At 34.2% G+C, this 25,789-nt stretch carries 19 protein-coding genes; 7 read left to right on the top strand and 12 right to left on the bottom strand.

The window, feature by feature from the left end; genetic code table 11:
* Positions 1–159: 159 nt before the first annotated feature.
* Positions 160–3,729: a T9SS sorting signal type C domain-containing protein gene (locus IR213_RS04740; protein WP_194311165.1), complete on the top strand. Its 3,570-nt coding sequence runs from the start codon at positions 160–162 to the stop codon at positions 3,727–3,729.
* A gap of 6 nt (positions 3,730–3,735) precedes the next feature.
* On the opposite strand, the gene lpxB is transcribed toward IR213_RS04740, so the two are convergent.
* The 3 genes from lpxB to surE all read right to left on the bottom strand — a co-directional run bounded on the left by lpxB (position 3,736) and on the right by surE (position 6,004).
* On the bottom strand, positions 3,736–4,845 hold the full coding sequence (gene lpxB, locus IR213_RS04745) for a lipid-A-disaccharide synthase (protein WP_194311166.1): 1,110 nt from the start codon (positions 4,843–4,845) through the stop codon (positions 3,736–3,738).
* Positions 4,846–4,864: 19 nt separating this feature from the next.
* Positions 4,865–5,137, bottom strand: coding sequence for a hypothetical protein (locus IR213_RS04750; RefSeq protein WP_194311167.1), 273 nt, complete (start codon positions 5,135–5,137; stop codon positions 4,865–4,867).
* Between the two features lie 72 nt (positions 5,138–5,209).
* The gene (surE, locus tag IR213_RS04755) at positions 5,210–6,004 is read right to left on the bottom strand and encodes a 5'/3'-nucleotidase SurE (RefSeq protein ID WP_194311248.1); all 795 of its coding nucleotides are present in this window, start codon (positions 6,002–6,004) and stop codon (positions 5,210–5,212) included.
* A gap of 197 nt (positions 6,005–6,201) precedes the next feature.
* Between surE and IR213_RS04760 the strand changes: the two genes are divergently transcribed.
* The 5 genes from IR213_RS04760 to IR213_RS04780 all read left to right on the top strand — a co-directional run bounded on the left by IR213_RS04760 (position 6,202) and on the right by IR213_RS04780 (position 12,371).
* The gene (locus IR213_RS04760; RefSeq protein WP_194311168.1) at positions 6,202–8,475 is read left to right on the top strand and encodes a carboxy terminal-processing peptidase; all 2,274 of its coding nucleotides are present in this window, start codon (positions 6,202–6,204) and stop codon (positions 8,473–8,475) included.
* A gap of 607 nt (positions 8,476–9,082) precedes the next feature.
* On the top strand, positions 9,083–9,664 hold the full coding sequence (locus IR213_RS04765; RefSeq protein ID WP_194311169.1) for a Crp/Fnr family transcriptional regulator: 582 nt from the start codon (positions 9,083–9,085) through the stop codon (positions 9,662–9,664).
* A 247-nt stretch (positions 9,665–9,911) separates the two neighbouring features.
* Entirely contained in the window at positions 9,912–10,397 is a 486-nt protein-coding gene (locus tag IR213_RS04770; protein WP_194311170.1) for a YybH family protein, read from the top strand.
* A 248-nt stretch (positions 10,398–10,645) separates the two neighbouring features.
* Complete coding sequence (locus IR213_RS04775; RefSeq protein WP_194311171.1) at positions 10,646–11,464, top strand: oxidoreductase; 819 nt, start codon at positions 10,646–10,648, stop codon at positions 11,462–11,464.
* 1 nt (position 11,465) lies between these two features.
* Positions 11,466–12,371 (top strand): helix-turn-helix domain-containing protein, encoded by a 906-nt coding sequence (locus IR213_RS04780; protein WP_194311172.1) that lies wholly within the window; start codon positions 11,466–11,468, stop codon positions 12,369–12,371.
* A 90-nt stretch (positions 12,372–12,461) separates the two neighbouring features.
* Here IR213_RS04780 and rodA read toward each other — a convergent pair whose 3' ends face one another.
* From rodA to purH, 6 genes are read right to left on the bottom strand one after another with little or no spacing between them, the layout of a single operon-like run.
* The gene (rodA, locus tag IR213_RS04785) at positions 12,462–13,697 is read right to left on the bottom strand and encodes a rod shape-determining protein RodA (RefSeq protein ID WP_194311173.1); all 1,236 of its coding nucleotides are present in this window, start codon (positions 13,695–13,697) and stop codon (positions 12,462–12,464) included.
* A 20-nt stretch (positions 13,698–13,717) separates the two neighbouring features.
* The gene (gene mrdA / locus IR213_RS04790; RefSeq protein ID WP_194311174.1) at positions 13,718–15,643 is read right to left on the bottom strand and encodes a penicillin-binding protein 2; all 1,926 of its coding nucleotides are present in this window, start codon (positions 15,641–15,643) and stop codon (positions 13,718–13,720) included.
* The gene (locus IR213_RS04795; RefSeq protein ID WP_194311175.1) at positions 15,640–16,146 is read right to left on the bottom strand and encodes a rod shape-determining protein MreD; all 507 of its coding nucleotides are present in this window, start codon (positions 16,144–16,146) and stop codon (positions 15,640–15,642) included. Before IR213_RS04795 ends, mrdA begins: the two co-directional genes overlap by 4 nt.
* Positions 16,139–16,966: a rod shape-determining protein MreC gene (gene mreC, locus IR213_RS04800; protein WP_194311176.1), complete on the bottom strand. Its 828-nt coding sequence runs from the start codon at positions 16,964–16,966 to the stop codon at positions 16,139–16,141. The genes IR213_RS04795 and mreC overlap by 8 nt, the downstream gene beginning before the upstream one ends.
* Before the next feature lie 57 nt (positions 16,967–17,023).
* Positions 17,024–18,052, bottom strand: coding sequence for a rod shape-determining protein (locus tag IR213_RS04805; RefSeq protein ID WP_194311177.1), 1,029 nt, complete (start codon positions 18,050–18,052; stop codon positions 17,024–17,026).
* 54 nt (positions 18,053–18,106) lie between these two features.
* Positions 18,107–19,633, bottom strand: coding sequence for a bifunctional phosphoribosylaminoimidazolecarboxamide formyltransferase/IMP cyclohydrolase (gene purH, locus IR213_RS04810; protein WP_194311178.1), 1,527 nt, complete (start codon positions 19,631–19,633; stop codon positions 18,107–18,109).
* A gap of 163 nt (positions 19,634–19,796) precedes the next feature.
* Between purH and IR213_RS04815 the strand changes: the two genes are divergently transcribed.
* The gene (locus IR213_RS04815) at positions 19,797–21,050 is read left to right on the top strand and encodes an ABC transporter permease (RefSeq protein ID WP_194311179.1); all 1,254 of its coding nucleotides are present in this window, start codon (positions 19,797–19,799) and stop codon (positions 21,048–21,050) included.
* A gap of 78 nt (positions 21,051–21,128) precedes the next feature.
* Here the strand turns inward: IR213_RS04815 and accD are convergent, their stop codons facing one another.
* From accD to tamL, 3 genes are all read right to left on the bottom strand, one after another.
* Positions 21,129–21,983, bottom strand: coding sequence for an acetyl-CoA carboxylase, carboxyltransferase subunit beta (accD, locus tag IR213_RS04820; RefSeq protein ID WP_194311180.1), 855 nt, complete (start codon positions 21,981–21,983; stop codon positions 21,129–21,131).
* Between the two features lie 79 nt (positions 21,984–22,062).
* Positions 22,063–23,130: a class II fructose-bisphosphate aldolase gene (gene fbaA / locus IR213_RS04825; protein WP_194311181.1), complete on the bottom strand. Its 1,068-nt coding sequence runs from the start codon at positions 23,128–23,130 to the stop codon at positions 22,063–22,065.
* 64 nt (positions 23,131–23,194) lie between these two features.
* Positions 23,195–25,777 (bottom strand): translocation and assembly module lipoprotein TamL, encoded by a 2,583-nt coding sequence (gene tamL / locus IR213_RS04830; RefSeq protein WP_194311182.1) that lies wholly within the window; start codon positions 25,775–25,777, stop codon positions 23,195–23,197.
* Positions 25,778–25,789 lie beyond the last annotated feature (12 nt).

The following is a 25,789-nucleotide window of genomic DNA, read 5'->3' on the forward strand; positions in this document are numbered from 1 at the left end:
TTTTTAGTGGTTATTATGACCTATTTTCGTCTCAATATTGTTTGGAATACAGCGTATTTATGAATTGAAGTAAGAATAAATTAAAGTTCAAAATATAAAAAAATATCGCTTATGAAGATTTTTTTGCCAAAAGAGATTCAACAGTTTTTGTTTTTAACAATGATCATATTTTCATTAAGTGCGAATGCTCAAGACATAATTTATTGGAATAGTTCATCTACAAATGGGGAATGGGATTGGGGAAGTGGCTGTACTTCTGCTGCTGGAGGAAATTGGTTGTGGACTATTTCAGGAATGGGGGCTAGACAAAGACCAGATTGTAGTGCAAGTTTTAATATAATCAAATTTGATAATGGCATATTTCCAACAATGAATTTAAATAGCATTAATGATTATGGTGTAAACCAAATATTGTTCATAAACGGAACTCCTGATAGAATAATAAATACGAATGCTTCAAGAGGTATTTATTTCCAAAACAATAACGGTAATTGTAAAATTGAAAATAGTGTAGCATTTACAACACATATTTTTAATGTGAATATTTTCATAAACTCTTTCGGAAATTTCATGGAAATTAATCCAGTTAATGGGTATTTACGTTTTAATAATACTGTTAGAAACAATAGTGATAATCCGATAAATATTTATGGAGCACAACAAGTAACATTTTCGGGAGACATTTCAGGAACACCTGGACTAACAATTAACAATACAGCCACTGTGATTTATACGGGTGTATCAAAAACATATACTGGAACTACTACAATTAATGCTGGTACAAAACTAAAAATAAGTTCTAATCAAACCCTTGGAAACATAGCCTTAAACGGCGGAACACTTCAAATTGACACTGGAGTAACTCTAACCATAACGGGAACATATTCATCTACGGGAGGAACTATTGACAATAAAGGCACTATTAAATTTGCTGGTGTCTCCGTTACTTTTCCGGGTAATGCTACTGTTAATAATGGTATAGCCAATACTTTAACAGGTTTTGAAGTTACTTCTCCGGCAATTGTAACACTAAGTTCGAGTTTGAATGTTGAAGGTATGCTTACTGTTTCTGGTGGAGGAATTTTAGAATTTAATGGATTCAACATTTTTGGTTCCGGTGGATTTACTTTGGCCAGTACAGGAACATTGAGAATTACTTCTCTAGACGGAGTTAATGCTAGTGGAAATAACACAGGAAACATCCAGTGTACAGGAGTAAGAACTTATTCTCAATCTGGATATTATCATTATGTTGGTAGTGAAACACCTCAAAACACGGGAACAGCAATGACTTCTGGCTCAGCTGCTAAGCAAATTGTAATAAACAAAACAAACGCTACAGATATAGTATATCTGACCCAAAGTACTGGATTGTCAAACTCTGGGGGACTACTTTCAATTATTAAGGGGGTTTTCATTGAGACTTCTGCAGCTAATATTTATGGTTCGGGAAATTTATCGATGAATACTAATGGAACTTATATAACGAGTGTTTTAAATCCTACTGTTTCTCCGCAACTATCGGGCACTTATAGCTTAACTGGCGGTACAATTGAATTGAATGCATTTGGTAATCAAATTCTGAACGGTACGCCAAACTATAATAACATAACGTTCTCAAAATCTGGCACAAAAACATTGTCAGGTCCAATATCAAATATTTCAGGAACGGTAACGATTCAAGATTCTGCTATTTTTGATGCAGATAATCATTCTTTTGGGGGGGCAGACACTAAAATAACAATGACAGGGACATCAAAATATATGCTTGGTGGAACAACAGCTTCAAAACCCGAATCTGGCGGCCCATATTCTTTAGGTCCAAATACAACTTTCGAATTCACTGGAGGATCTGCTACTAATATTAGATTGAGTGCGCCAACAATAACTTATGCTAATATTATTGTAAGTGGTACAAATGTTTCTAATTCTGGGACGGTGAGGGGAATTAAATTCCAAGCTGGCGGAAAATTTACTGTAAAGAATGGAGCTACATTCAAACTAAATACTACAGCTGGTTTTACCGGTAGCACAAATACAGGAATTGATACGGTCACAAATGGTGGACCAACAATTACACTCGAAACAGGTTCGAAAGTTGAATATGCGGGAGCAGATCAAAACATTACCCCATTTGCCTCCTATTACAATGTTGGTATTTCTGGATCTGGGACAAAAACAATATCCAGTTCGAGCGAAATACTTGTTGGAAATGAATTAACAATTACTTCATCAACACTTCAAATTGACAGCAATAAGTTATTGACAGTTACTAACGCAATAAAAAACACAAGCGGAACAAATATTCTGATTAAAAATGGTGGAAATTTAGTTCAAATAACCGATGTTGATAATGCAACGACAAACACAAATACGGGCAATATTAAAATGACTAGAACATCGCGTTCGATGATTGCTAAAGACTATGTTTATTGGGGCTCACCTGTTCAAGGAAGTGTATTGTCACAAATACCTTCGGCTTATGATCGAAGTTATATGTGGAATTTAGATGGAACTATTGATGGTAAATGGGTTGATATAATAACAACTGTTCCTGGGAGAGGTTTTATAACAAGAAGTGCAGTCGATGGAATTAACAACTTTGATTTTACTGGAGTTCCTAATAATGGGATTGTTAAAGTCCCAGCAGATAGTTATGATGGAACTTCTGATGTTACAGGAAATACGATATTATTGGCCAATCCGTATTCAAGTGCAATAGATGCTGCTAAATTTGTAACAGATCCCACTAATGATGGATTAGACGGAACATTATATTTTTGGACATCTTCCACACCATTTTCAGGAACGCAATATAATGTCGCAGATTATTCAAGTTGGAATGTTACAGGAGGAACAGGCACAAAAGCCACAACAGATGTTACTGGAACTGAAAATTTAAAACCTACTGGGAAGATTGCCGCTGGACAAGGATTTTTTGCAGACATTCATTCGGACTTTAATGTTACCTTCAAAAACAATATGAGGTTAAGAACTACAGGAGATAATTCACAATTTTTTAAAACAACAAAGGCAAACAATACAGTATTATTAGAAAAAAATAGAATTTGGTTGAATTTTTCTGATAATCAGAACGCCTTTAGGCAAACATTAGTGGGGTATGTTACCGGTGCAACAAATGATATTGATAAATTGTATGATGGAGAATCTTATACAGACAATGAAATCAATATTTATTCCATTATAAAAGATAAAAATTTAGTTATTCAAGGTCGTGCTTTGCCGTTTGAAGATACTGATTTAGTTCCACTTGGATATGTAATTACTAATGCCGGAAGCTATAAAATTGAAATTGATGAGGTTGATGGGTTTTTTGTAAAAGATAAAAACATATATCTGGAAGACAAGGTCTTAAATGTAATTTATGACCTGAAAAATTCACCTTACGCTTTCACCACCGAGAGTGGGACATTCAATGACCGTTTTGTATTACGTTATACCAATAAAACCTTAAGAAATACAGATTTTGAAACACTCAAAAACCAGATTCTAGTTTCTAATAAAAACAAACAGATAAAAGTAAATTCAGTCGTTGAAGCAATTAATAAAGTCTTAATTTATGACCTTTTAGGAAGACAAATTTACAAAAAAGAGAATGTCAACGGCAACGAACTCACGATACTAAATTTGGTTTCAATCCAGCAAACTTTGCTTGTAAAAGTGAGTTTGAAAAATGGAAAAACAGTAACCAAGAAAATTGTTTATTAAGAATTATCACATATCCCCCACAATTAATTTTGCAGTTTTCTCGCTGGCTCCAATTCCTCCCAAATTTGCTTCCAAAACATCATATTTATGTAAAAGTTTTTCACGATAATGCGGTTCTAGTATTTTTTTTAATTCTTCTCGAATGCGTTTTGTATTGCAGTTTTCCTGTATCAATTCAGTGACGACTTCTTCGTCCATAATTAGGTTGACCAGCGAAATATATTTTAACGTAATGATGCGTTTCGCGATTTGGTACGAAGCCCAACTGCCTTTGTAACACACCACTTCTGGAATTTTAAAAAGTGCCGTTTCAAGTGTTGCCGTTCCCGAAGTAACGAGTGCAGCAGTGGCATTCTGCAACAAAGGATAGGTTTGGTTTGATACAAATTTGATGTTTTCATTGGTAATAAAACCCTCATAAAAAGAAAATTCCTGACTGGGAGCACCGGCAATCACGAATTGATATTCTGGAAAATCATTGACCACACTTAACATTAGCGAAAGCATTTTGGTGATTTCTTGTTTTCTGCTACCGGGCAAAATTGCAATAATAGGTTTTTCGTTCAGTTGATTTTCAGTTCTAAAAATAGCATCATCAATTAGGGGTTGGTTGTGAATGGCATCAATCAGCGGATGGCCAACAAATTCAACCGAAAACTGATGTTTTTTTTCGTAAAAATCCTTTTCGAAAGGGAGAATAACATACATCTTGTCTATATCTCTTTTGATATCTGCAATTCGGCTTTCTTTCCAAGCCCAAATTTGGGGTGAAATATAATAATGCGTCTTGAAACCAGCTTCTTTAGCCCATTTGGCAATACGCAGATTGAAACCCGGATAATCAATAAACACAATCACATCGGGCTGAAAATCGGTAATGTCCTTTTTGCAAATAGCAATGTTGTTCAAAATAGTTTTCAAATGAAACAGCACTTCCACAAAACCCATAAAAGCCAATTCCTTGTAATGTTTTACCAAAGTTCCGCCAACTTCCTGCATCAAATCACCTCCCCAAAACCGAATATCAGCATTGGAATCTTCTTTGAACAAAGCCTTCATCAAATTAGAGCCGTGTAAATCTCCCGAAGCTTCTCCTGCTATAATGTAGTATTTCATTTTTGCTGTTTAATCAAATTTAGGCAAATAAAGTAACAATGGCAATAATAATAACTGCGAGAACCACCCCGCGAGCCATAAGTTCTTTATTTAATTTTAGTAAAATACCAAAAACAATCAAATCAAGAATGGAGCCTAAGGTAATTAATTTACCCAATTTCCCCTCTGATTTCATACTTTCAATTCCGGCCATAAAATCATAGGCAGTAAAAAAAGTAATAAAGAGATAACACCCTATGAGGCTGGCTAAAATTCCTATTGCAAATCCAATCAGTAAATCTATTTTATTCATATAAGCAAATTTTTATTTGTCAGCGGTCATATATGGTATTGCTTTTAATTTATTGGTGTTTGCTATCGCAAACTAGTTGTTATTGGCGATTTCATTCCATTTCCAGGTGTTAAGTTGTTGTATGGCGTGATGTGCGGTCAAATCAAATTGCACCGGAACAACTGAAACATAACCATTGGCAAGAGCCCATTCATCAGTGTCTTCGCCATTGTCCTGGTTAACAAATTCGCCGGCGAGCCAGTAATAATCTCTTCCTTGTGGTGTTTGACGCTTGTCGAATTTTTCTATCCAAAGTGCTTTTGCTTGACGACAGATTTTTATTCCCTTTATTTCTTTTTTCGCCAGTTTTGGAAAATTAACGTTTAGAATCACGCTTTCGGGAAGTCCATTTTCCAAAACTTCCAAAGCAATAGTTCTAATAAATGATTTTATGGGTTCAAAATCGGCATTCCAACTATAATCCAAAAGAGAAAAACCAATTGCAGGAATTCCTTCGATTCCGGCTTCGACAGCGGCACTCATCGTTCCTGAATAGATGACATTTATCGAAGAATTAGAACCATGATTAATCCCCGACACACACAAATCCGGTTTTCTTTTCAGGATTTCGTTTACGGCAAGTTTCACACAATCAACGGGAGTTCCTGAAGTGCTGTATTCCTGAATGATATCATTTTCCTTAGAAATCTTGTTGATATATAAGGTGTCATTTATAGTAATGGAATGACCCGTGGCGCTTTGAGGACTATCAGGAGCAACAATCACAACAGTACCTATTTCTGCCATAACGGCAATCAGGGCACGAATTCCGGGAGCCGAAATTCCATCATCATTGGTAACCAAAATTAAAGGTTTGTCTTGTTTTATGGAAGATGTTTTCAAATTAGTTTTGTTGAATTTTAAATAATAATGGGATAATTTCCAGTAAACAAAGAAACAAAATTAATCTAGTTAGAAGACTAAACCCAAAACAAAATAAACAATTTTATATCTTTAACAAAAATTTATGCGAGCCTTAGCATTTGTTGGCATAGTTTTTTCCGTAATTTGGATTTTAAATATTTATGGATACAATTATTGACTTTATGAAAAGAAATTATAAAATAATTATTGCGGTAGTTTTGCTTTCGGTATCGCTATTTGCATTCAAAATTAATTCCACTAAAAGCGTTGATCCTGAAAAGGATAAAATGCTGCTGGAGTTATTGACCTTTGTAATCGAAAAAGGGCATTATAATCCCGCCACTATTGACGATACCTTCTCTAAAGGCATTTATAAAGACTATATTGAAGCATTGGATCCATCCAAAAGGTTTTTTCTGCAATCAGATATTGATGAGTTTTCAAAATACGAAACACTACTCGATGATGAATTGCTGAATAAAGATTTGACTTTCTTTGAACTTACCTACAATCGTTTGATGAAAAGGATGGATGAAGGTAAAAATTTGTATAAAGATATATTGAGTGCTCCATTTGATTATTCGGTTAATGAAACTTTCAATACCGATTATGAAAAAGCTCCTTATGCCAAAACTGTAGCCGAATTAAAGGAAAGATGGCGCAAACAAATCAAGTTATCTACGCTTTCGTCGCTTACAGATCGTCAGAAAATTCAAGAAAATAAAGAAAAAGGAATAGTTGATAAAGACAATAAAAGCACTTCGGATGTTTTAAATCCTGACGGAATTATTGATAATTCTAATGATTCAGAAAAAGACAAAACAGATAAATCTTCGGACGGCAAGCCAAAAACTTTTGAAGAATTAGAAAAAATCACTCGTGAAAGTTCTATGAAATCATTGGACGAATACTTTGGTTTCATGAAGGATTTAACCCGAGACGATTGGTTTTCTGTATATGTTAATTCCATTACATCCCGTTTTGACCCACATACTAATTATTTCCCACCTGAAGAAAAAGAGCGTTTTGATGTGAGCATTAGTGGGAAATTCGAGGGAATTGGCGCACGTCTTCAAAAGAAAAATGACCTCACCGAAATCACAGATCTTATTTCTGGTGGTCCGGCTTGGAGAGGAAAAAAACTTGAAGCAGGCGATATAGTGATGAAAGTTGCTCAAGGAAGTGATGAGCCTGTTGATATTGTTGGGATGCGTCTCGATGATGTTGTCAAAAAAATTAAAGGCCCAAAAGGGTCTGAAGTACGCCTGACAGTTAAGAAAGTGGATGGCTCAATTAAAACAATTTCAATCATACGAGATATTGTTGAAATTGAGGAAACGTATGTAAAATCAAGTGTTGTTGAAAGAAATGGGGTAAAATATGGAGTAATATATTTGCCTAAATTTTACATTGATTTCGAAAACAAAGACGGAAGAGATGCAGGAAAAGATGTTGCAGCTGAAGTGGAATCTTTGAAAAAAGCAGGGGTAAACGGAATTGTTCTTGATGTTCGTGATGATGGTGGAGGTTCACTTTCGACAGTGGTGGATATTGCCGGATTGTTTATTGAGCAAGGTCCAATCGTACAAATAAAATCAGCAGGAAGAAAAAAAGAAGTTTTGTATGATCGTGATAAAAAAATAGAATGGGACGGTCCATTAGTGATTATGGTGAATAGTTTCTCTGCTTCGGCTTCTGAGATTTTGGCGGCTGCCATTCAGGATTATAAAAGAGGAATTATCATTGGCAGTAAACAAACTTATGGTAAAGGAACTGTTCAAAATGTGATTGATTTGAATTCATTTGTTAGAAGCAGCACTGAAGGGGATTTTGGAGCTTTAAAAACAACCACCCAAAAATTTTATAGAATAAATGGAGGTTCAACCCAACTTGAAGGAGTAAGTAGTGATGTCATTATGCCAGACAGATATGCCTATTTGAAAATGGGTGAACGTGATGTAGATAACGCTATGCCTTGGGATAAAATAGATCCTGCACAATATAATGTTTGGACGAACAATTCTAAATTTAATAAAGCAATTGTTGACAGTAAAAATAGAATTTCACAAAATCCGCAATTTAAATTAATCGAAGAAAATGCAAAGTGGATTGATGAAAGGAGCAAAGAAAATTTATATAGTTTAAAAATAGAGGATTTTAAAAAGAGTCAAAAAGCAATTGAGGAAACTAATAAAAAATTCAAGCCAATTGCGGATTATGATTACCACGTAAAGTTTACTTCATTGCCTCAAGAAGTTGAAGCTATGAAAACAGATGCTTCTCTTAAAGAAAAAAGAGAAAGATGGCACGAAAGTTTAACCAAAGATATTTATGTAGAGGAAGCTTTAAATGTCCTGGACGATTTGCAATCTAAACTGGTTGTGAAAAAGCCGAATCCTGTGATCATTAAAAAAGAGAAATTAGTTAAGTCGTAAGGAAAAACACTTTTCTCTTCAATAATACCATTACGCTCCCGAAAATTCTTCTTGAATTTGCGGGAGCGTTTTTGTTTTGGGTTGGCTTTAGTTTTTTGTATTGTTGTCGGCTCCTCTTTCTTTCCGATAATGAAAAACAAATCGATTTCTTTTTTCATGAGTTCCGGATTCTGCCAGTTAGCAAACAAAATAACATTGCCTATTCATAACTGGTGTTATTGTTTAGTAAAAAAACAGGGTAAGATATTAATTCATCTCACTTTGTTTCAACATAAGCAAACCTAAATCCCAAATTGGAGGCTACAATGAGGCTACAATGAGGCTTCGGAGAGCCACAGCGGCTAAGGGGAATGGTACAAAACCTATTTTAGAGGTGATTTTTGGTTCTCTGACCTCCCCACGGAGGCATCGCAATACAAAAAATCTTTTGGGGGAGTGCGGTTCTTGTCCGTCGTCTGGGGATTAGAAACCCAAGGATGAAGCCTGTTCCTAGTTGTATGGTTTTTTCGCTATATTTGGACTGCAATCCGCACCTCGCTTAGCGGTCACTCGTCATAGGCAACCCTAATTAATGCGCTGTCCTAAAATAGGTTGACAGAAAATTAAAATGAAGACACTAGCTCTAATAGAATATTTTAATCGCATTCTTCCTTTGGATGAAAAGGAAATTGCTTTTGTTGAAGAAATCTTTAAAGAAAGAAAAGTAAAAAAAAGACAATTTATACTTCAGCAAGGAGAAATTTGTAAACAGAACACCTATGTTCTTGAAGGTTGTTTCAGAATGTATTTGGTTGACCCTAACGGGAAAGAACACAACCTACAATTTGCAATCGAAAATTGGTGGATAGGTGATATTGGAAGCTTTCACAGTAATACCCCAAGTAAACTAAATATTGAAGCTATTGAAAACTCAATTATTCTTCAAGTCAAGAAAGAAGATCAACTGAAGCTTTTCACAAATTATCCTAAATTCTATCAAATTTTTAGAGTACTCACAGAAAATTCCATGGTAGGTCTTCAGAGAAGAGTTTTACAAAATATTAGTGCAACAGCCGAAGAGCGGTATATAGATTTTCTTGAAAAACATCCTAATTTATTTAATCGCATCTCTAATGTGCAAATAGCCTCTTATCTTGGCGTAACCCCTGAGTTCCTTAGTACTATTCGAAAAAAAATAGCAAAATCTTAATCTACATTAAGAGTATTTCTTAAACTACATTATAGATATAGGTAGTTTGTTCATCGCACCTTTGTTTTGTCAATATCGACAAACAATTTTAAAACATAAAACGATGAACACAGTATTAACAAAGACAAAAGTAGCCATCATTGGTTTAGGCAATATTGGTAAAGCAATTGCCACTAACCCCACTACAGGCACTGCAAGAATATAAGGGCACAATCATTAACGCTTATTAAATCAAACTAATTAAGACATGAAAAAAATAATCTTTTTAGCATTAATCAATGCAGCAATGATATCATTCACTCAAAACAAAAAAATAGAAACAATTAATAACACAAATACACAAACAATGGAAAAATTGGCAAAACAGGAAATCGAAAGTTTATTGATAAACTACAAAGGAACATTAAACACTTCTAACGCAGAAAAAGCAACATCTCTCTATGCAAAAGATGGAGTTTTTATGCCAACTGGTGCACCTTCTGCAATTGGCACAGAGCAAATAAAAAAAGCATACGACTTCGTATTTTCTCAAATTCAACTGAATATTGAATTCTTCATTGAAGAAATTCAAGTAGAAGGAAATATGGTCTTTGCAGTAACAAGCTCAAAAGGCACTACATTAATTCATGCCAATGGAGAAACTATCCCGGAAGAAAACAGAGAATTATTTGTTTTTGAAAAAGAAAACAGCACATGGAAAATCAGCCGCTACATGTTTAATAAAATAAAATAAGTGCAACCTATAAGAGCCGTTTGGCAAGATTGCGAATTTTGTGGTAAGTTCACGTTTGCGTTTCGCAAGAAATATTATCTTAGTGGAAAATTAACGGTTACGAAGTTTGCAACCTCGCCAAGAGGCAAAACGTCAGGCTGTAAAAAAACCAACAAACCGTAAAAAGTATACAACAACCTTGAATTAATATTAACAAACAACTACTCATTAGATCGACATTTGCACCATAATTTAAATATCACAAAAAAATGAGCAAAAAAGTAATTTTGATAACAGGTGCAAGTTCAGGAATGGGTAAAGAAACTGCAAAAGCACTTATTGAGCAAGGACATACGGTTTATACTGTTGCAAGACGCATTGATCAGATGCAAGACCTAATAAAAACAGGTGGGCATCCAATTCAAATGGATGTTACCAAAGAAAGCGACATTCAAAATGTGGTGGACACAATCATTAAGCAAGAAGGAAAAATTGATGTACTGTGGAATAATGCAGGTTATGGACTGTTTGGTGCTGTTGAAGACGTACCTGTTGATGAAGCCAGACAACAATTTGAAGTGAATGTGTTCGGATTAGCTGCCATCACACAAAAAGTTGTTCCATATATGCGTAAAGCAAATGCTGGTACAATCATTAACACTTCTTCGATGGGTGGAAAAATGTACACTCCTATGGGTGCTTGGTATCATGCCAGTAAACACGCAGTAGAAGGATTTAGCGATTGTTTAAGATTAGAACTTCAACCTTTTAATATCAATGTAGTTGTTTTAGAGCCTGGAATAATTGTGACTGAGTTTGGTGATGTTATGCTAAAAAACATTAATAAATTTTCATCTAAGGGAGCTTATTCTTCACTTACGAACAAACTTGTTACTGCTACAAAAAAATTGTATGACAAAGGACAAGGTTCAAAAACAAAAGTGATTTCTAAAACGATTTCCAAAATTGTAAATGAAAGAAAACCTAAAACAAGATATAGGGTTGGTTTATGGGCAAAACCAATGGTGTGGATGAGAATATACCTAGGGGATAAACTATTTGATAAAATTGTAATGAGCCAAATTTAATATGAAACCAATTATTCAATTACATAACATCTCCGATATAAACAACTTTGTAAAAAGTAAAACCAATCATCCCTTGGTTACGGTATTAGATTTTAGTGAAACGGATGAATATATAGAAGAGGGCACACGGATAAGTACAGACTTCTACTCAATAATGTTTAAAAATTATTGTGTTAATAAATTGCGTTATGGTCGACAATCATACGATTTTCAAGAAGGCAACTTAATTTGTATAGCACCAAAGCAGGTACTGACAATGGATAACGAAATCGAAAAGAAGGAAAATATGATGGGTTGGGGGTTGTTCTTTCATCCTGACCTACTTCGCGGCACTTCGTTAGGCAACAAAATGAATGAATACACTTATTTTTCTTATGAAAATTCCGAAGCCCTACATTTGTCCGACAAGGAAAAACAAACCTTGTACGACTGTGTGCAAAAAATCGAAACCGAATTACAAGAAAACATTGACAATCACAGCCAGAACTTAATTGTAACGAACATTGAACTTTTATTAAACTATTGTTCACGCTATTACGGGCGACAATTTATTACTCGTAGAAACAGTAACTCAAATACAGTTTCACAAGTTGAGAATTTATTAAAAAATTATTTCAAGTTAGATAAATTAAAAAAGACAGGTTTACCCACAGTAAAGTATTTGGCAGAAAAGGTACATTTATCAGCCAGTTATTTAAGTGACTTACTCAAAAAAGAAACTGGAATGAATGCACAAGATCATATTCATTATTATCTAATTGAAGAAGCTAAAAACATATTGCTCAACTCTGACAATTCAGTAAGCGAAGTTGCTTATTCATTGGGTTTTGATTACCCTCAATATTTCAGTAAACTCTTTAAACAAAAAACAGGACAGACACCAATTGAATACAGAAACTTAAGTTGAATTCCGATGGTTGGGATTTCCGGTAAATGTCCAACAAGGATAGCGAGGTTGTAACCACAAACAGGGTGGGCGGAAAAGTTTAAAAATTGCCTACCACTCATTTACTTTATTGGCATCCATTTTTATAAAAATAAAAAGCAAAATGGTGAAGCCCCAAAGTCCGGAACCTCCATAAGAAAAGAAAGGTAATGGTACACCGATCGTAGGGAAAATCCCTAAAACCATAGCAATATTCACAAAGAAATGGATGAATAAAATGCCTGCTACACAGTAACCATATACTCGGCTGAACTTTGTTTTTTGTCTTTCGGCTAGATATATTACTCTTAGAAATAAGCCCACAAACAAAGCAATTACAACTAGTGAACCTAGGAAACCCCATTCTTCTCCCACGGTTGTAAAAATATAATCGGTGTGTTGCTCCGGTACAAATCCTCCTTTAGTTTGTGTACCTTCAAGAAATCCCTTTCCAAACCAGCCTCCAGAACCAATAGCAATTTCGGATTGATTGGTATTGTATCCAATGCCTTTCATATCGACTGATTTGCCTAGTAAAATATTAAAACGATCTCGGTGATGTTGTTTAAATATGTGTGTAAAAACATAATTTACAGACAAGACAAATCCAGAAATCAAAACAAAAAGAATACTGCTTAAAACCAAATTTCTATCGCCTAATCTCGACTTGATATGAATAAATACGATTACAGCCAAGGCAAGAAGTATCACATATTGGGGTTGTAGCAAAAGCGTTAATACAAATAAAAGTATAGTGATAAATCCAGTCCAAACATACCATGCAGGTAATCCTTCACGGTATAAAACAATGATAAAAATACTGTAAATCAATGCACTTCCCGGATCGGGCTGAGGTAAAATTAACATTACAGGTAAAAAAACAATAGCTAATGCCTGAATTTGTCGATTGACATCTTTTAAATTGATTTGGGAATCACTTAAATATTTGGCTAATGCCAATGCTGTTGCAGCTTTAGCAAATTCTGACGGTTGAAGCGTAAAACTTCCAATGCCATACCAGCAGCGTTGACCGGCTATGGTTTTGCCAAAAGCGAATAAACCAACCAATGATAATAAGGAAATTCCGAAAATTATACTGGCATATTTTTCATAAAATTTTCCTTCAACATATAGGACTATGAAAATTAACGGAATGGTTAAGATTATGAATATGAGCTGTTTGTCAGCGGTTCCTTCCATTGATGATAAAGATGAGGAATATATGTTCAACCAACCCATTAGCACTAAAACTATATAGATAGCGATACATATCCAGTCGATGTTGTTGGTTAAACTTTGATTTTTCATTTGAAATGAATCGCTTATTGTTATTTAGTTGTATCTGTTTTTATTTTTGGAACTATCGTTTTGCTTTTCAAAATAGAATCTCTCATTCTCATTTCTAGCTTAACGGCTTCTGATTGTCCACCTAACTTTGCATATCTGTCTTGTAGACTTCTTTCTAATGTTCTTTTTTCTAAGTCAGTTCTCGTTATTTTTCCTCTAAGATATTTTTCGATCATCAAACTGGCTATTGGACCTGCAATTGTTGCTCCAAAACCTCCGTTTTCAACCATAATGGCTATGGCAATTTTCGGGTTGTCTTTTGGGGCAAATGCAACAAAAATTGAGTGATCCTCGAGTTTTGTTCTCACTCCGCCAATTTTTGCATAATTTTCAGCCGTTCCTGTTTTTCCACAAATATCAATTCCTTCTACTCGAAGTGCACTGGCAGTTCCAAGATTGTAAACATCAAACAAACCACTAATCATTGGCGCAAAATACTTTTTATCAATTGTGGTTACGTGTTTTGTTGTAAATTTTTTATCAATGGTTTCACCTTTAATTTTCTTAATGATATGAGGCGTGTAATAATATCCCTGGTTAGCAACAGTTGCCATCATGTTAGCCAGCTGAATAGGAGTCATTACAATTTCACCTTGACCTATAGCATTTGAAATAATAGTTTTACCGCTATAACCCCAACCTGGATACATTTTTTTGTAGGTTTTTGAATTGGGTATCTTTCCCTTTTTCCCCGTAGGCAAATCGTAGCCCATAAATTGTCCCAGTCCAAAACTTTTGACGTGATCACTCCAAACATCTACTGCATATGGTGTATTTGAATATTTTCCTATAATTCGTAAATAGACATTACCAAAATAAGTATTACAAGAATTATATATTCCAGTGTGTAATTGACGAGGACCAGAATCATGGCATTTCATAAATCGTCCAGGAGCATAACTAAATCCATGATTACAAACATAAGTAGTCTGTTCATTAATTACTCCTTCTTGGAGACCAATTAAACCGGTTAGAATTTTAAATGGGGAACCTGGAGGATATTCTGCCAATAATGCTCTGTCATAGAGTGGGTTTGCAATGGAATCTCGGTATAATAATGTATAATTTTTAGAACGTTGACGCCCTACTAAAATTGATGGGTCATAAGAAGGGGCAGTTACAAGAGCCAATATCTCACCAGTTTTTGGTTCAATAGCAACAATTCCGCCTCTTTTATTGATCATTAATTCCTCACCATATTTTTGAAGTTCTGCATCAATAGTCAAATTGATGTCTTCCCCCTGAACGGCGATAGTGTCGTATTTTCCTTCTTTGAACGAGCCAATTTCACGGTTGTATTTGTCTTTTTGAAAATATTTCACGCCTTTTATTCCGCGCAAAATCTCTTCATAACTTTCTTCAACACCTTGTTTTCCGATTAAATCACCACTGTTATAATAGGGATTTTTTGCAACTAATTTTTCGCTGGCTTGAGTAATAAAACCAAAAACATTGGCTCCAAAATTAACCTGATAATCCCGAAGGGAACGTTTCTGAAAATAGAAGCCTTCGAATTTTCGAATTTTTTCCTGAAATGCCGCAAACTCGCTTTTATTCAATTGCGCTAAAAAAACCGAAGGCAATCGTGGACTATAAACTTTGGCTTTGGCTATTTTTTTTAAAAAATCATCTTTTGTAATATCCAATAATTGGCAAAACTCCAAGGTGTCCAAATCTTTTATGTCCCTTGGAATTACCATAATATCATATGAAGGCTGGTTTGCGACCAATAATTTTCCGTTTCTGTCATAAATATAACCTCTTTCTGGATAGTCATATTTTATTTTTATGGCGTTATTATCTGATTTTAATTTGAAAGAATCATCAATAATTTGCAAATAAAAAAGGCGTATTACCAGTAAAGACGCTGCAATAATTATTAAGGTAGGAAGCAACACTTTTCTCATCGTCTATTCGGCTTAATAAGATAAATTATAATGATGCAGATAATAATGGTAAAAACGGTGCTTAATATGGTTCGAATTAAAATGTCTAAGATAAAGCTGAATTTAAAGGCTTCTAAAGTAAACAAAATAAAATGATGAATTAATACAGATAATAATATAAACGAAAACCTTTCGGGAGTCACTTCATCATTCAATTTAACGGTTTGGTATTCATAGCTAAGACCAAAAGAAAATTTAAATAAATAAGGTCTGTAATACGCTAAAATGACACAGGCTGTAGTATGAATTCCGCCAGAATTACTGAACATATCCATAATAAGTCCAAGGAAAAAACTGGCTACTAATAAACCTGATTTATTGCCGTTTACGGGATATAATATTATAAAAAGAATATAGGGATATGGACTGATATAGCCCAAAAAGTTCATGTTATTGAAAATAATAATTTGAACTGCCAATAGCAGAATGAAACGAAAAATATTTACGAATAAAGCGTTATTCATCTTTTTTTTCCTTTTTTTCTAAATTGATAATTTCTTCCCGATTTTTACTTTTGATGATATAAACGTGACCTAAATTAGTCATATCATTAAATAATTTTACTTGTATAGTATAGTAATGCGTTTGATTGTCTATTTCTATTTTGTCAATGGTTCCAATATTGATGTTTTCTGGAAATATAACCGATTGTCCTCCAGTCACTATTGTATCTCCTTTTCTGATTGAGGCTAATCTAGGAACATCTGTCAATTGTACAAAACCTGTGCTCTTTCCATTCCAAGTCAAAGAACCAAAATGATTTGATTTTTTTAGTTTTGCATTTATTTGAGATTTGACATTTAAAATACTGATTACCGTCGAATAATTGCTCGAAGTGTTGTCAATAATCCCTACAATTCCCAAACTATTAATTACTCCCATATCTGGTTTTACACCTTGAAGACTTCCAGTATTTAAGGTTATATAATTTTCGTGAGTGTTAAATGTATTGTGAATTACTTTTGAAACTATAATATCATCAGGTTTTAGTCCTTTTATACTATCTAATTTTGGAGTAGCAGTAGTGTCTTTTGCATTGAAAAGCAGACTTCTTAACTTAGCATTTTCTTGTGCAAGAGCATCGTTTTGGGTTCTCAAATTTAAATATTCACTAACATTATTTATTCTTTCATAAACTCCGCCACTCAAAAAATTGGCAGAACTTATGATTTTACTTCGATGATAGGAATGGGATTGAATTGATAGGAATAACGAAATACCCAAAAGCAGCAAAAACAGCAATCTATTACTGTTTTTATAAATAAAATTAAATATTTGCTGCATTTTCTACCTGTATAATGTATGTTGTAAATTTAAACGAATCACTCTAAACCAAACATTTTATTTAATCAAAACACTTTTGAATCGGCTAAGATTTTTAAGTGCCATTCCTGTTCCTCTAACAACTGCTCTTAAAGGATCTTCAGCAATATAAACTGGTAAATCTGTTTTTTGTGAAATTCTTTTGTCAAGCCCTCTCAACATTGATCCTCCACCGGCAAGATAAATTCCTGTATTGTAAATATCCGCAGCTAATTCTGGTGGTGTTTGAGATAAGGTTTCCATTACGGCATCTTCAACTCGTTGAATTGATTTGTCTAATGCTTTTGCAATTTCTCGGTAAGAAACCGATACTTGTTTTGGTTTTCCGGTCAGTAAATCTCTACCTTGAACTGACATATCTTCTGGAGGAGTTTCTAAATCTTCGATTGCCGCTCCAACTTGAATTTTTATTTTTTCAGCAGTACTTTCTCCAACAAAAAGGTTGTGTTGCGTACGCATATAATACACAATATCATTGGTAAAAACGTCACCGGCTATTTTAACCGATTTATCACAAACAATTCCGCCCAAAGCGATAACTGCAATTTCTGTTGTTCCACCACCTATATCTACAATCATGTTCCCTTTTGGTTGCATAATGTCAATACCTATACCAATAGCTGCTGCCATAGGTTCATGTATTAAATAAACTTCTTTACCGTTTACTCTTTCACAAGATTCTTTAACCGCTCTCATTTCCACTTCAGTAATTCCGGAAGGAATACAAACGACCATTCTTAAGGCTGGCGTAAACATTCTTTTTTTCAAAGCTGGAATGCTTTTTATAAGCATGCTTATCATTTTTTCGGAAGCATCAAAATCTGCAATTACACCATCTTTCAAAGGTCTTATCGTTTTAATGTTTTCATGGGTTTTACCTTGCATCATGCTGGCCTCTTTGCCAACAGCAATGATTTTTCCAGATACTCTGTCGCGAGCAACTATCGAAGGGCTGTCAATTACGACTTTATCATTGTGAATGATTAAAGTGTTTGCGGTACCAAGGTCTATCGCAATATCCTCGGTCATGAAATCAAAAAATCCCATAAGTTTAATAGGGTATAAAAATTTATAAAAAAATAATGTACAAAGCTAAACAAATTAATGTTTGAAATGACGTGTTCCTGTAAATACCATTGCAACTTTATTTTCATTGCAATATTTAATGCTTAATTCGTCTTTTATCGATCCTCCAGGTTGAATTACCGCTGTTATTCCAGCGTTCTTCGCAATTTCAACACAATCCGGAAAAGGGAAAAAAGCATCACTCGCCATAGAGGCTCCTTTTAGGCTGAACCCAAAAGTTTTTGCTTTTTCAATAGCTTGTAGCAAAGCATCAACTCTTGATGTTTGACCGGTTCCTGAGGCAATCAAAGTCCCGTTTTTCGCAAATACAATTGTGTTTGATTTTGTGTTTTTACACACTTTAGACGCAAAAATTAGATCATTTATTTCCTGTTCTGTAGGAGCTGTAATTGTAACGGTCTTTAAGTCTGCTTTAGTATCTGTGATGTTGTTTCTTTCTTGTACCAAAATCCCATTTAGGCAAGTTCGCACTTGTTTTTGAGGTAATTCAACTTCATTTTGAACCAATATTATTCTGTTTTTCTTTTCTTGTAAGATGATGATGGCTGCTTCATCATAGCTTGGAGCGATAACCACTTCACAAAATAATTTGTTGATTTCAGTTGCAGTGGCTACATCAATTTTTGTGTTTGCAATCAAAACTCCACCAAATGCGGAGGTTGGGTCGCAAGCTAATGCTGCATTATAGGCTTCACTAATAGTTGTTCTTGTTGCTAGTCCACACGCATTATTGTGTTTTAAAATTGCAAATGTCGGCCCGTCATTTTTAAACTCATTAATTAAATTTACGGCTGCATCAACATCTAATAAATTATTATATGACAATTCTTTTCCGTGAACTTTTTTGAACATTCCATCAAAATCGCCAAAGAAAAATCCTTTTTGGTGTGGATTTTCTCCATATCTCAAGATTTGACCGTGGTCGATACTTACTTTGAAAATAGTTTCGTCCGTATTGAAATAATTAAAAATTGCCGTATCGTAATGAGAAGAAACGTGGAATGCTTTTGTAGCAAACAATTTTCTGTTTTCTAATGTTGTTGTGCCATTTTGAGTGGTTATCAAATCCAAAAGCAAACTATATTCGGCAACAGAAGGAACAATTACGGTGTCTTTGAAGTTTTTTGCGGCAGCACGAATCAACGAAATACCTCCAATGTCAATTTTTTCGATAATATCTTCTTCGCTAGCCCCGGAAGCAACCGTTTTTTCAAAAGGATACAAGTCGACAATAACCAAATCAATTTGCGGAATGTCGTATTCCTGCATTTGCTGAACATCAGTTTCATTGTCCTGACGATTTAAGATGCCTCCAAAAACTTTTGGATGCAAGGTTTTCACTCTTCCGCCAAGGATAGATGGATATGAAGTAACATCCTCAACCGGAATCACAGGAATGCCAAGGTTTTTGATAAATTCCTCGGTGCCGCCAGTAGAGTAAAAGATTACATTTTGCTCGTGTAATTTTCGTATTATTGGTTCCAGACCCTCTTTTGAAAAGACAGAAATTAATGCAGATTTGATTGTTTTTGTTGTGTTCATTGTGTAGTTAGAATTTTGTCGTGCAAAAGTAGTTTTTTTGATGTTAAAATTCAAATGTATTTGTGTAACAATATTTTAAAAGTAACTACAAATGGAGTAGTGAATTTTCATTAGGTTTATGAATAAAATTTTTGGAATTTTACAATAACACAAAACACCGTTTATGCTAGTTTATTTCCGACTATTATCTGAGAGTTTCCGTTTTGCAATGAATGCTTTGAGAAACAATAAATTGCGAACACTTTTATCTTTACTTGGTGTTACCATTGGGATATTTTCTATTATTGCAGTGCTTGCCGCTGTTGATTCATTGGATAGGAAAATCACAAAAGACTTAAGCTCTTTAGATAAAAACACCATTTATTTAATGAAAATGTCTTTTGGACCATCGGAAATTCCGGAATGGAAAAGGGAACAATTCCCAAATGTAAAATATGATGAATACCTCTATTTGAAAGGAGCAATGACCAATACTGATCAATTAGGGTACCAAATATTTACCAAAAGAGAATCCATTAAATACGAATCAAATACGGTTACAGATGTAAATATCGTTCCGGTTTCTCACGAGTTTATAGAAATACAGGGATTAGAATTTGATGAAGGAAGATTTTACAATGAATCCGAAGCTAATTCTGCTGCTCCGGTTGTGGTTATTGGATATGAAATTGCAAAATCACTCTTTGAAGATTCTGAACCTATTGGAAAAAAGTTACGTTTATACGGTCAACGTTTTACTGTTATTGGGGTTTTAAAAAAGAAAGGTGGCGGATTGTCTTTTGGAAACAACAATGATACTTCAGCTTTCCTTCCTGTAAATTTTGTCAGACAAAGGTATGGCGACAATAATAAATCACTGGTAAATGTGATTATTTTTAAACCTCAGAAAGGAGTTGATATGGAAGCTTATAAAGCTGAAATTACTCAAAAGTTGAGAGCTCTTAGAGGTTTGAAAGCAGGTGAAATCGATAATTTTTTTATAAATGTTTTCTCAGGATTCACCGATTTAATTGATGGAATTATTTCAAAAATGAATCTGGTAGGCTGGGTAATAAGTGGATTCTCCTTACTGGTGGGAGGTTTTGGGATTGCGAATATTATGTTTGTTTCAGTAAAAGAAAGAACAAATCTCATAGGAATTCAAAAATCATTAGGAGCGAAAAATAGATTTATATTATTCCAATTCCTATTTGAAGCCATTATTCTATCTGTGATAGGTGGAATTATAGGTTTGTTTATGGTTTGGATTATTACTATGGTTTTGACTAAAGCATTGGATTTTGAATTCGTTTTGGGGATGGGCAATATTCTTTTAGGAACTGGGCTTGCCGCGATAATTGGTTTAATTTCGGGAATTCTACCCGCAATTGCTGCATCAAAACTAGATCCTGTGGAAGCAATTAGAACGGGAATGTAATTTAGCGGGAATTACAGTTTTTAGAGTTAATATTTTCTGGATTAAGCAAAAAAAATCCCGATTGCTCGGGATTTTCATTTATCTAATATTGATATTCTGTATCAAATCGATATACAAATTGATAGAATCTTTTAAATCTTTTCTTGGGGTTATAAAATCTAGAAAACCGTGTTCAAGAACAAATTCGGCAGTTTGAAAACCTTCTGGCAAATCTTTTCCAGTCGTGTCTTTTACAACTCTTGGTCCGGCAAAACCTATTAATGCTCCAGGTTCAGATATGTTGATGTCACCAAGCATTGCATAAGAAGCTGTTGTTCCGCCAGTAGTTGGATCCGTACATAAAGAAATATAAGGAATTTTTGCATCGGCTAATTGTGCTAGTTTTGCAGAGGTTTTTGCTAATTGCATCAACGAATAAGCTGCTTCCATCATTCTGGCGCCGCCTGATTTCGAAATCATTACAAATGGAATATTGTTTTTGATAGAATAGTCTATTCCGCGTACAACTTTTTCGCCCACAACACCACCTATGGAACCACCAATAAAGGCAAAATCCATACAGCAAACCACTAAATCTTTTCCTTTTGATTTTCCAACTCCTGTTCTAACCGCATCGTTCAATTTGGTTTTGGCAATAGTGTCTTTCAAACGATCTGAATATTTTTTGGTATCCACAAAATGCAAGCTGTCTTTTGAAGTCATTTTTGCATCTAATTCTGTAAATTCATTGTTGTCAAACAATATTTCGAAATATTCTTTGCTTCCAATTCTTACGTGAAAATCATCTTCCGGACTTACATATAAGTTGCGAGCTAATTCATCGGCATCAATAACTTTTCCAGTAGGCGATTTGTACCAAAGTCCTTTTGGAATATCCATTTTGTCTTCGGTAGCGGTAGTAATCCCTTTTGTTGTTCTTTTAAACCAAGCCATATTAGTAGAGTTATGAGTTAAAAGTTATGAGTCGTGAATTACAAGAAAAACTCATAATTCATAACTCATAATTCATAATTTATAGAGTATTCACGTTATTCAAGTCAGCAAATGCTTGCTCTAGTCTTGTGTTGAATGTAACTTCACCTTCACGCAACCATTTTCTTGGATCGTAATATTTTTTGTTAGGAGCATCAGCACCAGTTGGATTTCCAATTTGAGTTTTTAAATAATCAATATTGTTTACCATAAAGTCACGAATACCTTCAGTAAATGCAAATTGCAAGTCTGTGTCAATATTCATTTTTACAACACCGTAACTAATTCCTTCTCTGATTTCTTCTAATGTAGAACCTGAACCTCCGTGGAAAACGAAATCAACTGGATTGTGTCCTGTTTTGAATTTGTCTTGAACGTAATCTTGAGAATTTTTCAAAATTTTTGGAGTCAATTTTACGTTTCCTGGTTTGTAAACACCATGTACATTTCCAAAAGAAGCCGCAATTGTAAAACGTGGACTTACTTTTAATAATTCTTCGTAAGCATAAGATACTTCAGAAGGTTGTGTATATAATTTTGAGCTATCAACGTCAGAGTTGTCAACGCCATCTTCTTCACCACCCGTAATTCCAAGTTCGATTTCCAATGTCATTCCCATTTTGCTCATTCTAGCTAAATAACCGCTACAAATTTTGATATTTTCTTCGATTGGTTCTTCAGACAAATCAATCATATGAGAAGAGAACAATGGTTTTCCTGTTTCAGAAAAATGTTTTTCAGAAGCATCCAATAAACCGTCAATCCAAGGCAACAATTTTTTTGCACAGTGATCAGTATGTAAAATTACTGTTGCTCCATAAGCTTCAGCTAATGTATGAATGTGTTTTGCTCCAGCAATAGCTCCAGCAATAGCTGATTTTTCACCTGCATTAGAAAGTCCTTTTCCAGCATTAAACTGTGCTCCACCATTCGAAAATTGTATAATAACTGGCGCATTTAGTTTTGCTGCAGTTTCAAGAACTCCATTTATTGTGTTTGAACCAATTACATTTACTGCAGGAATTGCAAATCCTTTTTCTTTTGCATAGTTGAAAATTTCTTGTACTTGGTCTCCTGTAGCTACGCCCGGTTTGATATTGTGTGCCATCGTAATTTTTTTAGTTGTTGTTAAAAGTTGTTTTTCAGATTGCAAAAATAAGAATTAATTAGCATTAGAATGGATAATTTATTCCAAAATTAAAAACCGAGTTAGCAAAATTGTATTCATTAAACCATCGTTTGTTGATTTCATTGGCGGGATTGAAGGTTTTAAAACCCAAATCAAATCGAACCACGAAAAAACTCAGGTCATATCTTAACCCAAATCCAGTGCCTAAAGCTATTTCTTTTAAATCTTTTAAACCGTTAAAAGTCGCTCTTTCATCCGTAATATTATCAAATACGTTCCAGATATTGCCTGCGTCAGCAAATAAAGCACCTTTCATGCTTCCCAAAATTTTAAATCTGAATTCGGCACTTAATGCAATTTTCAAATTTGCCTCGTTATAATCATTCACCGCTCCAGTACTTCCTGGTCCTAAACGATAGGGTTGCCAGGCTCTGTTGTCATTTGAACCTCCGGCAAAATAACTCCTTGAAAAAGGAATGTTATTTGAATTTCCGTAAGGAATGGCAATTCCAAAAAAGCTTCTGAATGCTAAGACTTTTTCTTTGGTTAAATCCCAATGTTTAATGTAATCGAATTCTGTTTTTATGTATTCAGAATATTCTAAATTGAAAATTTCATAATTACCATTATGGTTTTTGGGCAGACTTGCGGCATTTGACACTAATGATAAAATAGATCCTGCCGATTCTATTTTTGTTCTGAAAAGATAAAAAGTGTTGTCTTGTAAGTCTGTTTTAGTTGTTCTTGTAAACGAATAACTTGTGGCAAGAATAAAGTCATTTTCTGTAAGTCGAACCCTTCGTTCTTCAACGCTGCTCACGGTTTTATACTCAGCATCTGCTGGTGTGAGAGTAGTGGTTCCTGACAAAACATCGTTTGTAAACCCTGCCGTTCCTTTTTCTATTATCAAATTGTCAGTATCTCGATCAACATAATCAGGGTGATTATTTGCATACTCGGGATGATCGGTGTTATATGCTTTGCCTATATCATTTAAAGCGGTATAGGAGGATCGATATATGTTGAAATAATTTTCAGGATTTAAATTTCTAACGTATTGAACATTAAGAAGATCAAAACGAGCTGTATTATTTCTTTTTGGGGTCCAATTATATGCTAAAGAACCAGTTAGATTCTTTTTATCCAAACCAATATTTTTTTGTGTCGCTAAACCGCTTGATAAGAGTGTCGAAGGTATCATGCTTTTAGGAATGATTTTTTCAGTAGCCAAAGGAAACCATATTCTGGGAATATTCAGTTTCACATCTACACCATATTCAGAGACATTAAAAAATTTACTTTGAGGATTTGCCAAATCTTTTGATGAACCAATATTTCCGCGTCCTGCAATTTCTAATGTTTCCGCTCCATTAAATACATTTCTGATTGTTTGTGAAATACTTCCCGCAATTCCGATGTTTTGAATATTCGAATGGGTTACATCAAGTGTAGTTCCCAAGCTGTATTTTTTTCGAGGGGATAAATAGACTTTTGCAATTAACGATTGAGCTGTGGTATCTCTTTTATCTAATTCATATAAAATAGTGGGGTAATTGAATATTTTAAGATTATTCAAATATCGTGTTGTCAATACCGTTTTTGAATCAGCAAACAAATTTCCTTTTGTGATAAAAACCGCATCAGTTATTGCCTTTGGTTTGTATTTTAATTTGGAATGGCTGTATAAATTGAAATTATTATACGATGTGCTGTCAGTAATTTTTAAACTATTATTGGCTGCTGAATAATCAGTATAAATGTTTACATCGCTAATTTTAAATATTTTAAAAGGCTTTGTTCTAGTGGTATCATTATCCTGATAGGAATAATCGTTTATAATTAAATTTACATTTACTTTTTTATTGCTGTTAAGGGTGTCTAAATCAAAAGTCACATAATTAGGCTGAAAATTATACACACCATTGTTTCTGAAATAAGTATTAATTCGGTCCTTTTCACTGTCGAAATCTTTAGTTTGATACTGCTTCCCGGATTTTATAAAGGTATTCGATATTCTTGTTTTATACATTGAGTCCAAAACGGGAGTATGAATTGTAGTTGTTAAGGAGTCTAATAAATAAGGATTCCCAGTAGTAATCGTATATTTTATTCTGGCCTTTTTTTTACTTAAACTATCTAATTTGTAATTTGCTTTCACATTAAAAAAGCCATTATTGAAATAATAGTATTTTAATCTCAAAACTGATTTATGAGTTCTCGCAGTGTCAACAATTACAGGAGGTTCACCAGTTTTCTTCAAAAAATCGTGAATTCCGTGATACCAGAAAGATTGTCCCAATCGATCCACTTGTTTTGCAGAAAGCAATTTTGACATTCGCTCATATTTTCCGGGATGATTCGTAAATTTGGCCTGATAAGAAGAGTCAGGATTTGGATTAGCAAGATTAAATAAATTCAATCGCAATCGATAACCCAAGAGCGTGGAGTTGGGTTTTTGATACAACTGATTAATAACTTCATCGTCCTTTGTGGTTTTATTATTTACTAAAATTTCATTTTTAGTAAGGAGTCGTTTGCCTTCTGGAACTCTTTTCACAGCATCACAAGCTGAGATAATTATTCCAATTAGAATAAATGTTGCTATTTTTGTGCTAATCTTTTTCAAGTGTTCTTAAAT

The sequence above is a fragment of the Flavobacterium soyangense genome, from assembly GCF_015277675.1.
GTDB classification, from domain to species: domain Bacteria; phylum Bacteroidota; class Bacteroidia; order Flavobacteriales; family Flavobacteriaceae; genus Flavobacterium; species Flavobacterium soyangense.

Bases quoted from the DNA above. Each gene is read 5' to 3' on its own strand.
- fbaA (WP_194311181.1), bottom strand. From the start codon at position 23,130: ATGGCACACAATATCAAACCGGGCGTAGCTACAGGAGACCAAGTACAA.
- IR213_RS04805 (WP_194311177.1), bottom strand. From the start codon at position 18,052: ATGGGATTTTTTGATTTCATGACCGAGGATATTGCGATAGACCTTGGT.
- lpxB (WP_194311166.1), bottom strand. From the start codon at position 4,845: ATGAAATACTACATTATAGCAGGAGAAGCTTCGGGAGATTTACACGGC.
- IR213_RS04765 (WP_194311169.1), top strand. From the start codon at position 9,083: ATGAAGACACTAGCTCTAATAGAATATTTTAATCGCATTCTTCCTTTG.
- IR213_RS04760 (WP_194311168.1), top strand. From the start codon at position 6,202: ATGGATACAATTATTGACTTTATGAAAAGAAATTATAAAATAATTATT.
- accD (WP_194311180.1), bottom strand. From the start codon at position 21,983: ATGGCTTGGTTTAAAAGAACAACAAAAGGGATTACTACCGCTACCGAA.
- IR213_RS04740 (WP_194311165.1), top strand. From the start codon at position 160: ATGATCATATTTTCATTAAGTGCGAATGCTCAAGACATAATTTATTGG.
- IR213_RS04770 (WP_194311170.1), top strand. From the start codon at position 9,912: ATGAAAAAAATAATCTTTTTAGCATTAATCAATGCAGCAATGATATCA.
- purH (WP_194311178.1), bottom strand. From the start codon at position 19,633: ATGAACACAACAAAAACAATCAAATCTGCATTAATTTCTGTCTTTTCA.
- mrdA (WP_194311174.1), bottom strand. From the start codon at position 15,643: ATGAGAAAAGTGTTGCTTCCTACCTTAATAATTATTGCAGCGTCTTTA.
- rodA (WP_194311173.1), bottom strand. From the start codon at position 13,697: ATGAAAAATCAAAGTTTAACCAACAACATCGACTGGATATGTATCGCT.
- IR213_RS04750 (WP_194311167.1), bottom strand. From the start codon at position 5,137: ATGAATAAAATAGATTTACTGATTGGATTTGCAATAGGAATTTTAGCC.
- IR213_RS04795 (WP_194311175.1), bottom strand. From the start codon at position 16,146: ATGAATAACGCTTTATTCGTAAATATTTTTCGTTTCATTCTGCTATTG.
- mreC (WP_194311176.1), bottom strand. From the start codon at position 16,966: ATGCAGCAAATATTTAATTTTATTTATAAAAACAGTAATAGATTGCTG.
- IR213_RS04780 (WP_194311172.1), top strand. From the start codon at position 11,466: ATGAAACCAATTATTCAATTACATAACATCTCCGATATAAACAACTTT.
- IR213_RS04775 (WP_194311171.1), top strand. From the start codon at position 10,646: ATGAGCAAAAAAGTAATTTTGATAACAGGTGCAAGTTCAGGAATGGGT.
- IR213_RS04815 (WP_194311179.1), top strand. From the start codon at position 19,797: ATGCTAGTTTATTTCCGACTATTATCTGAGAGTTTCCGTTTTGCAATG.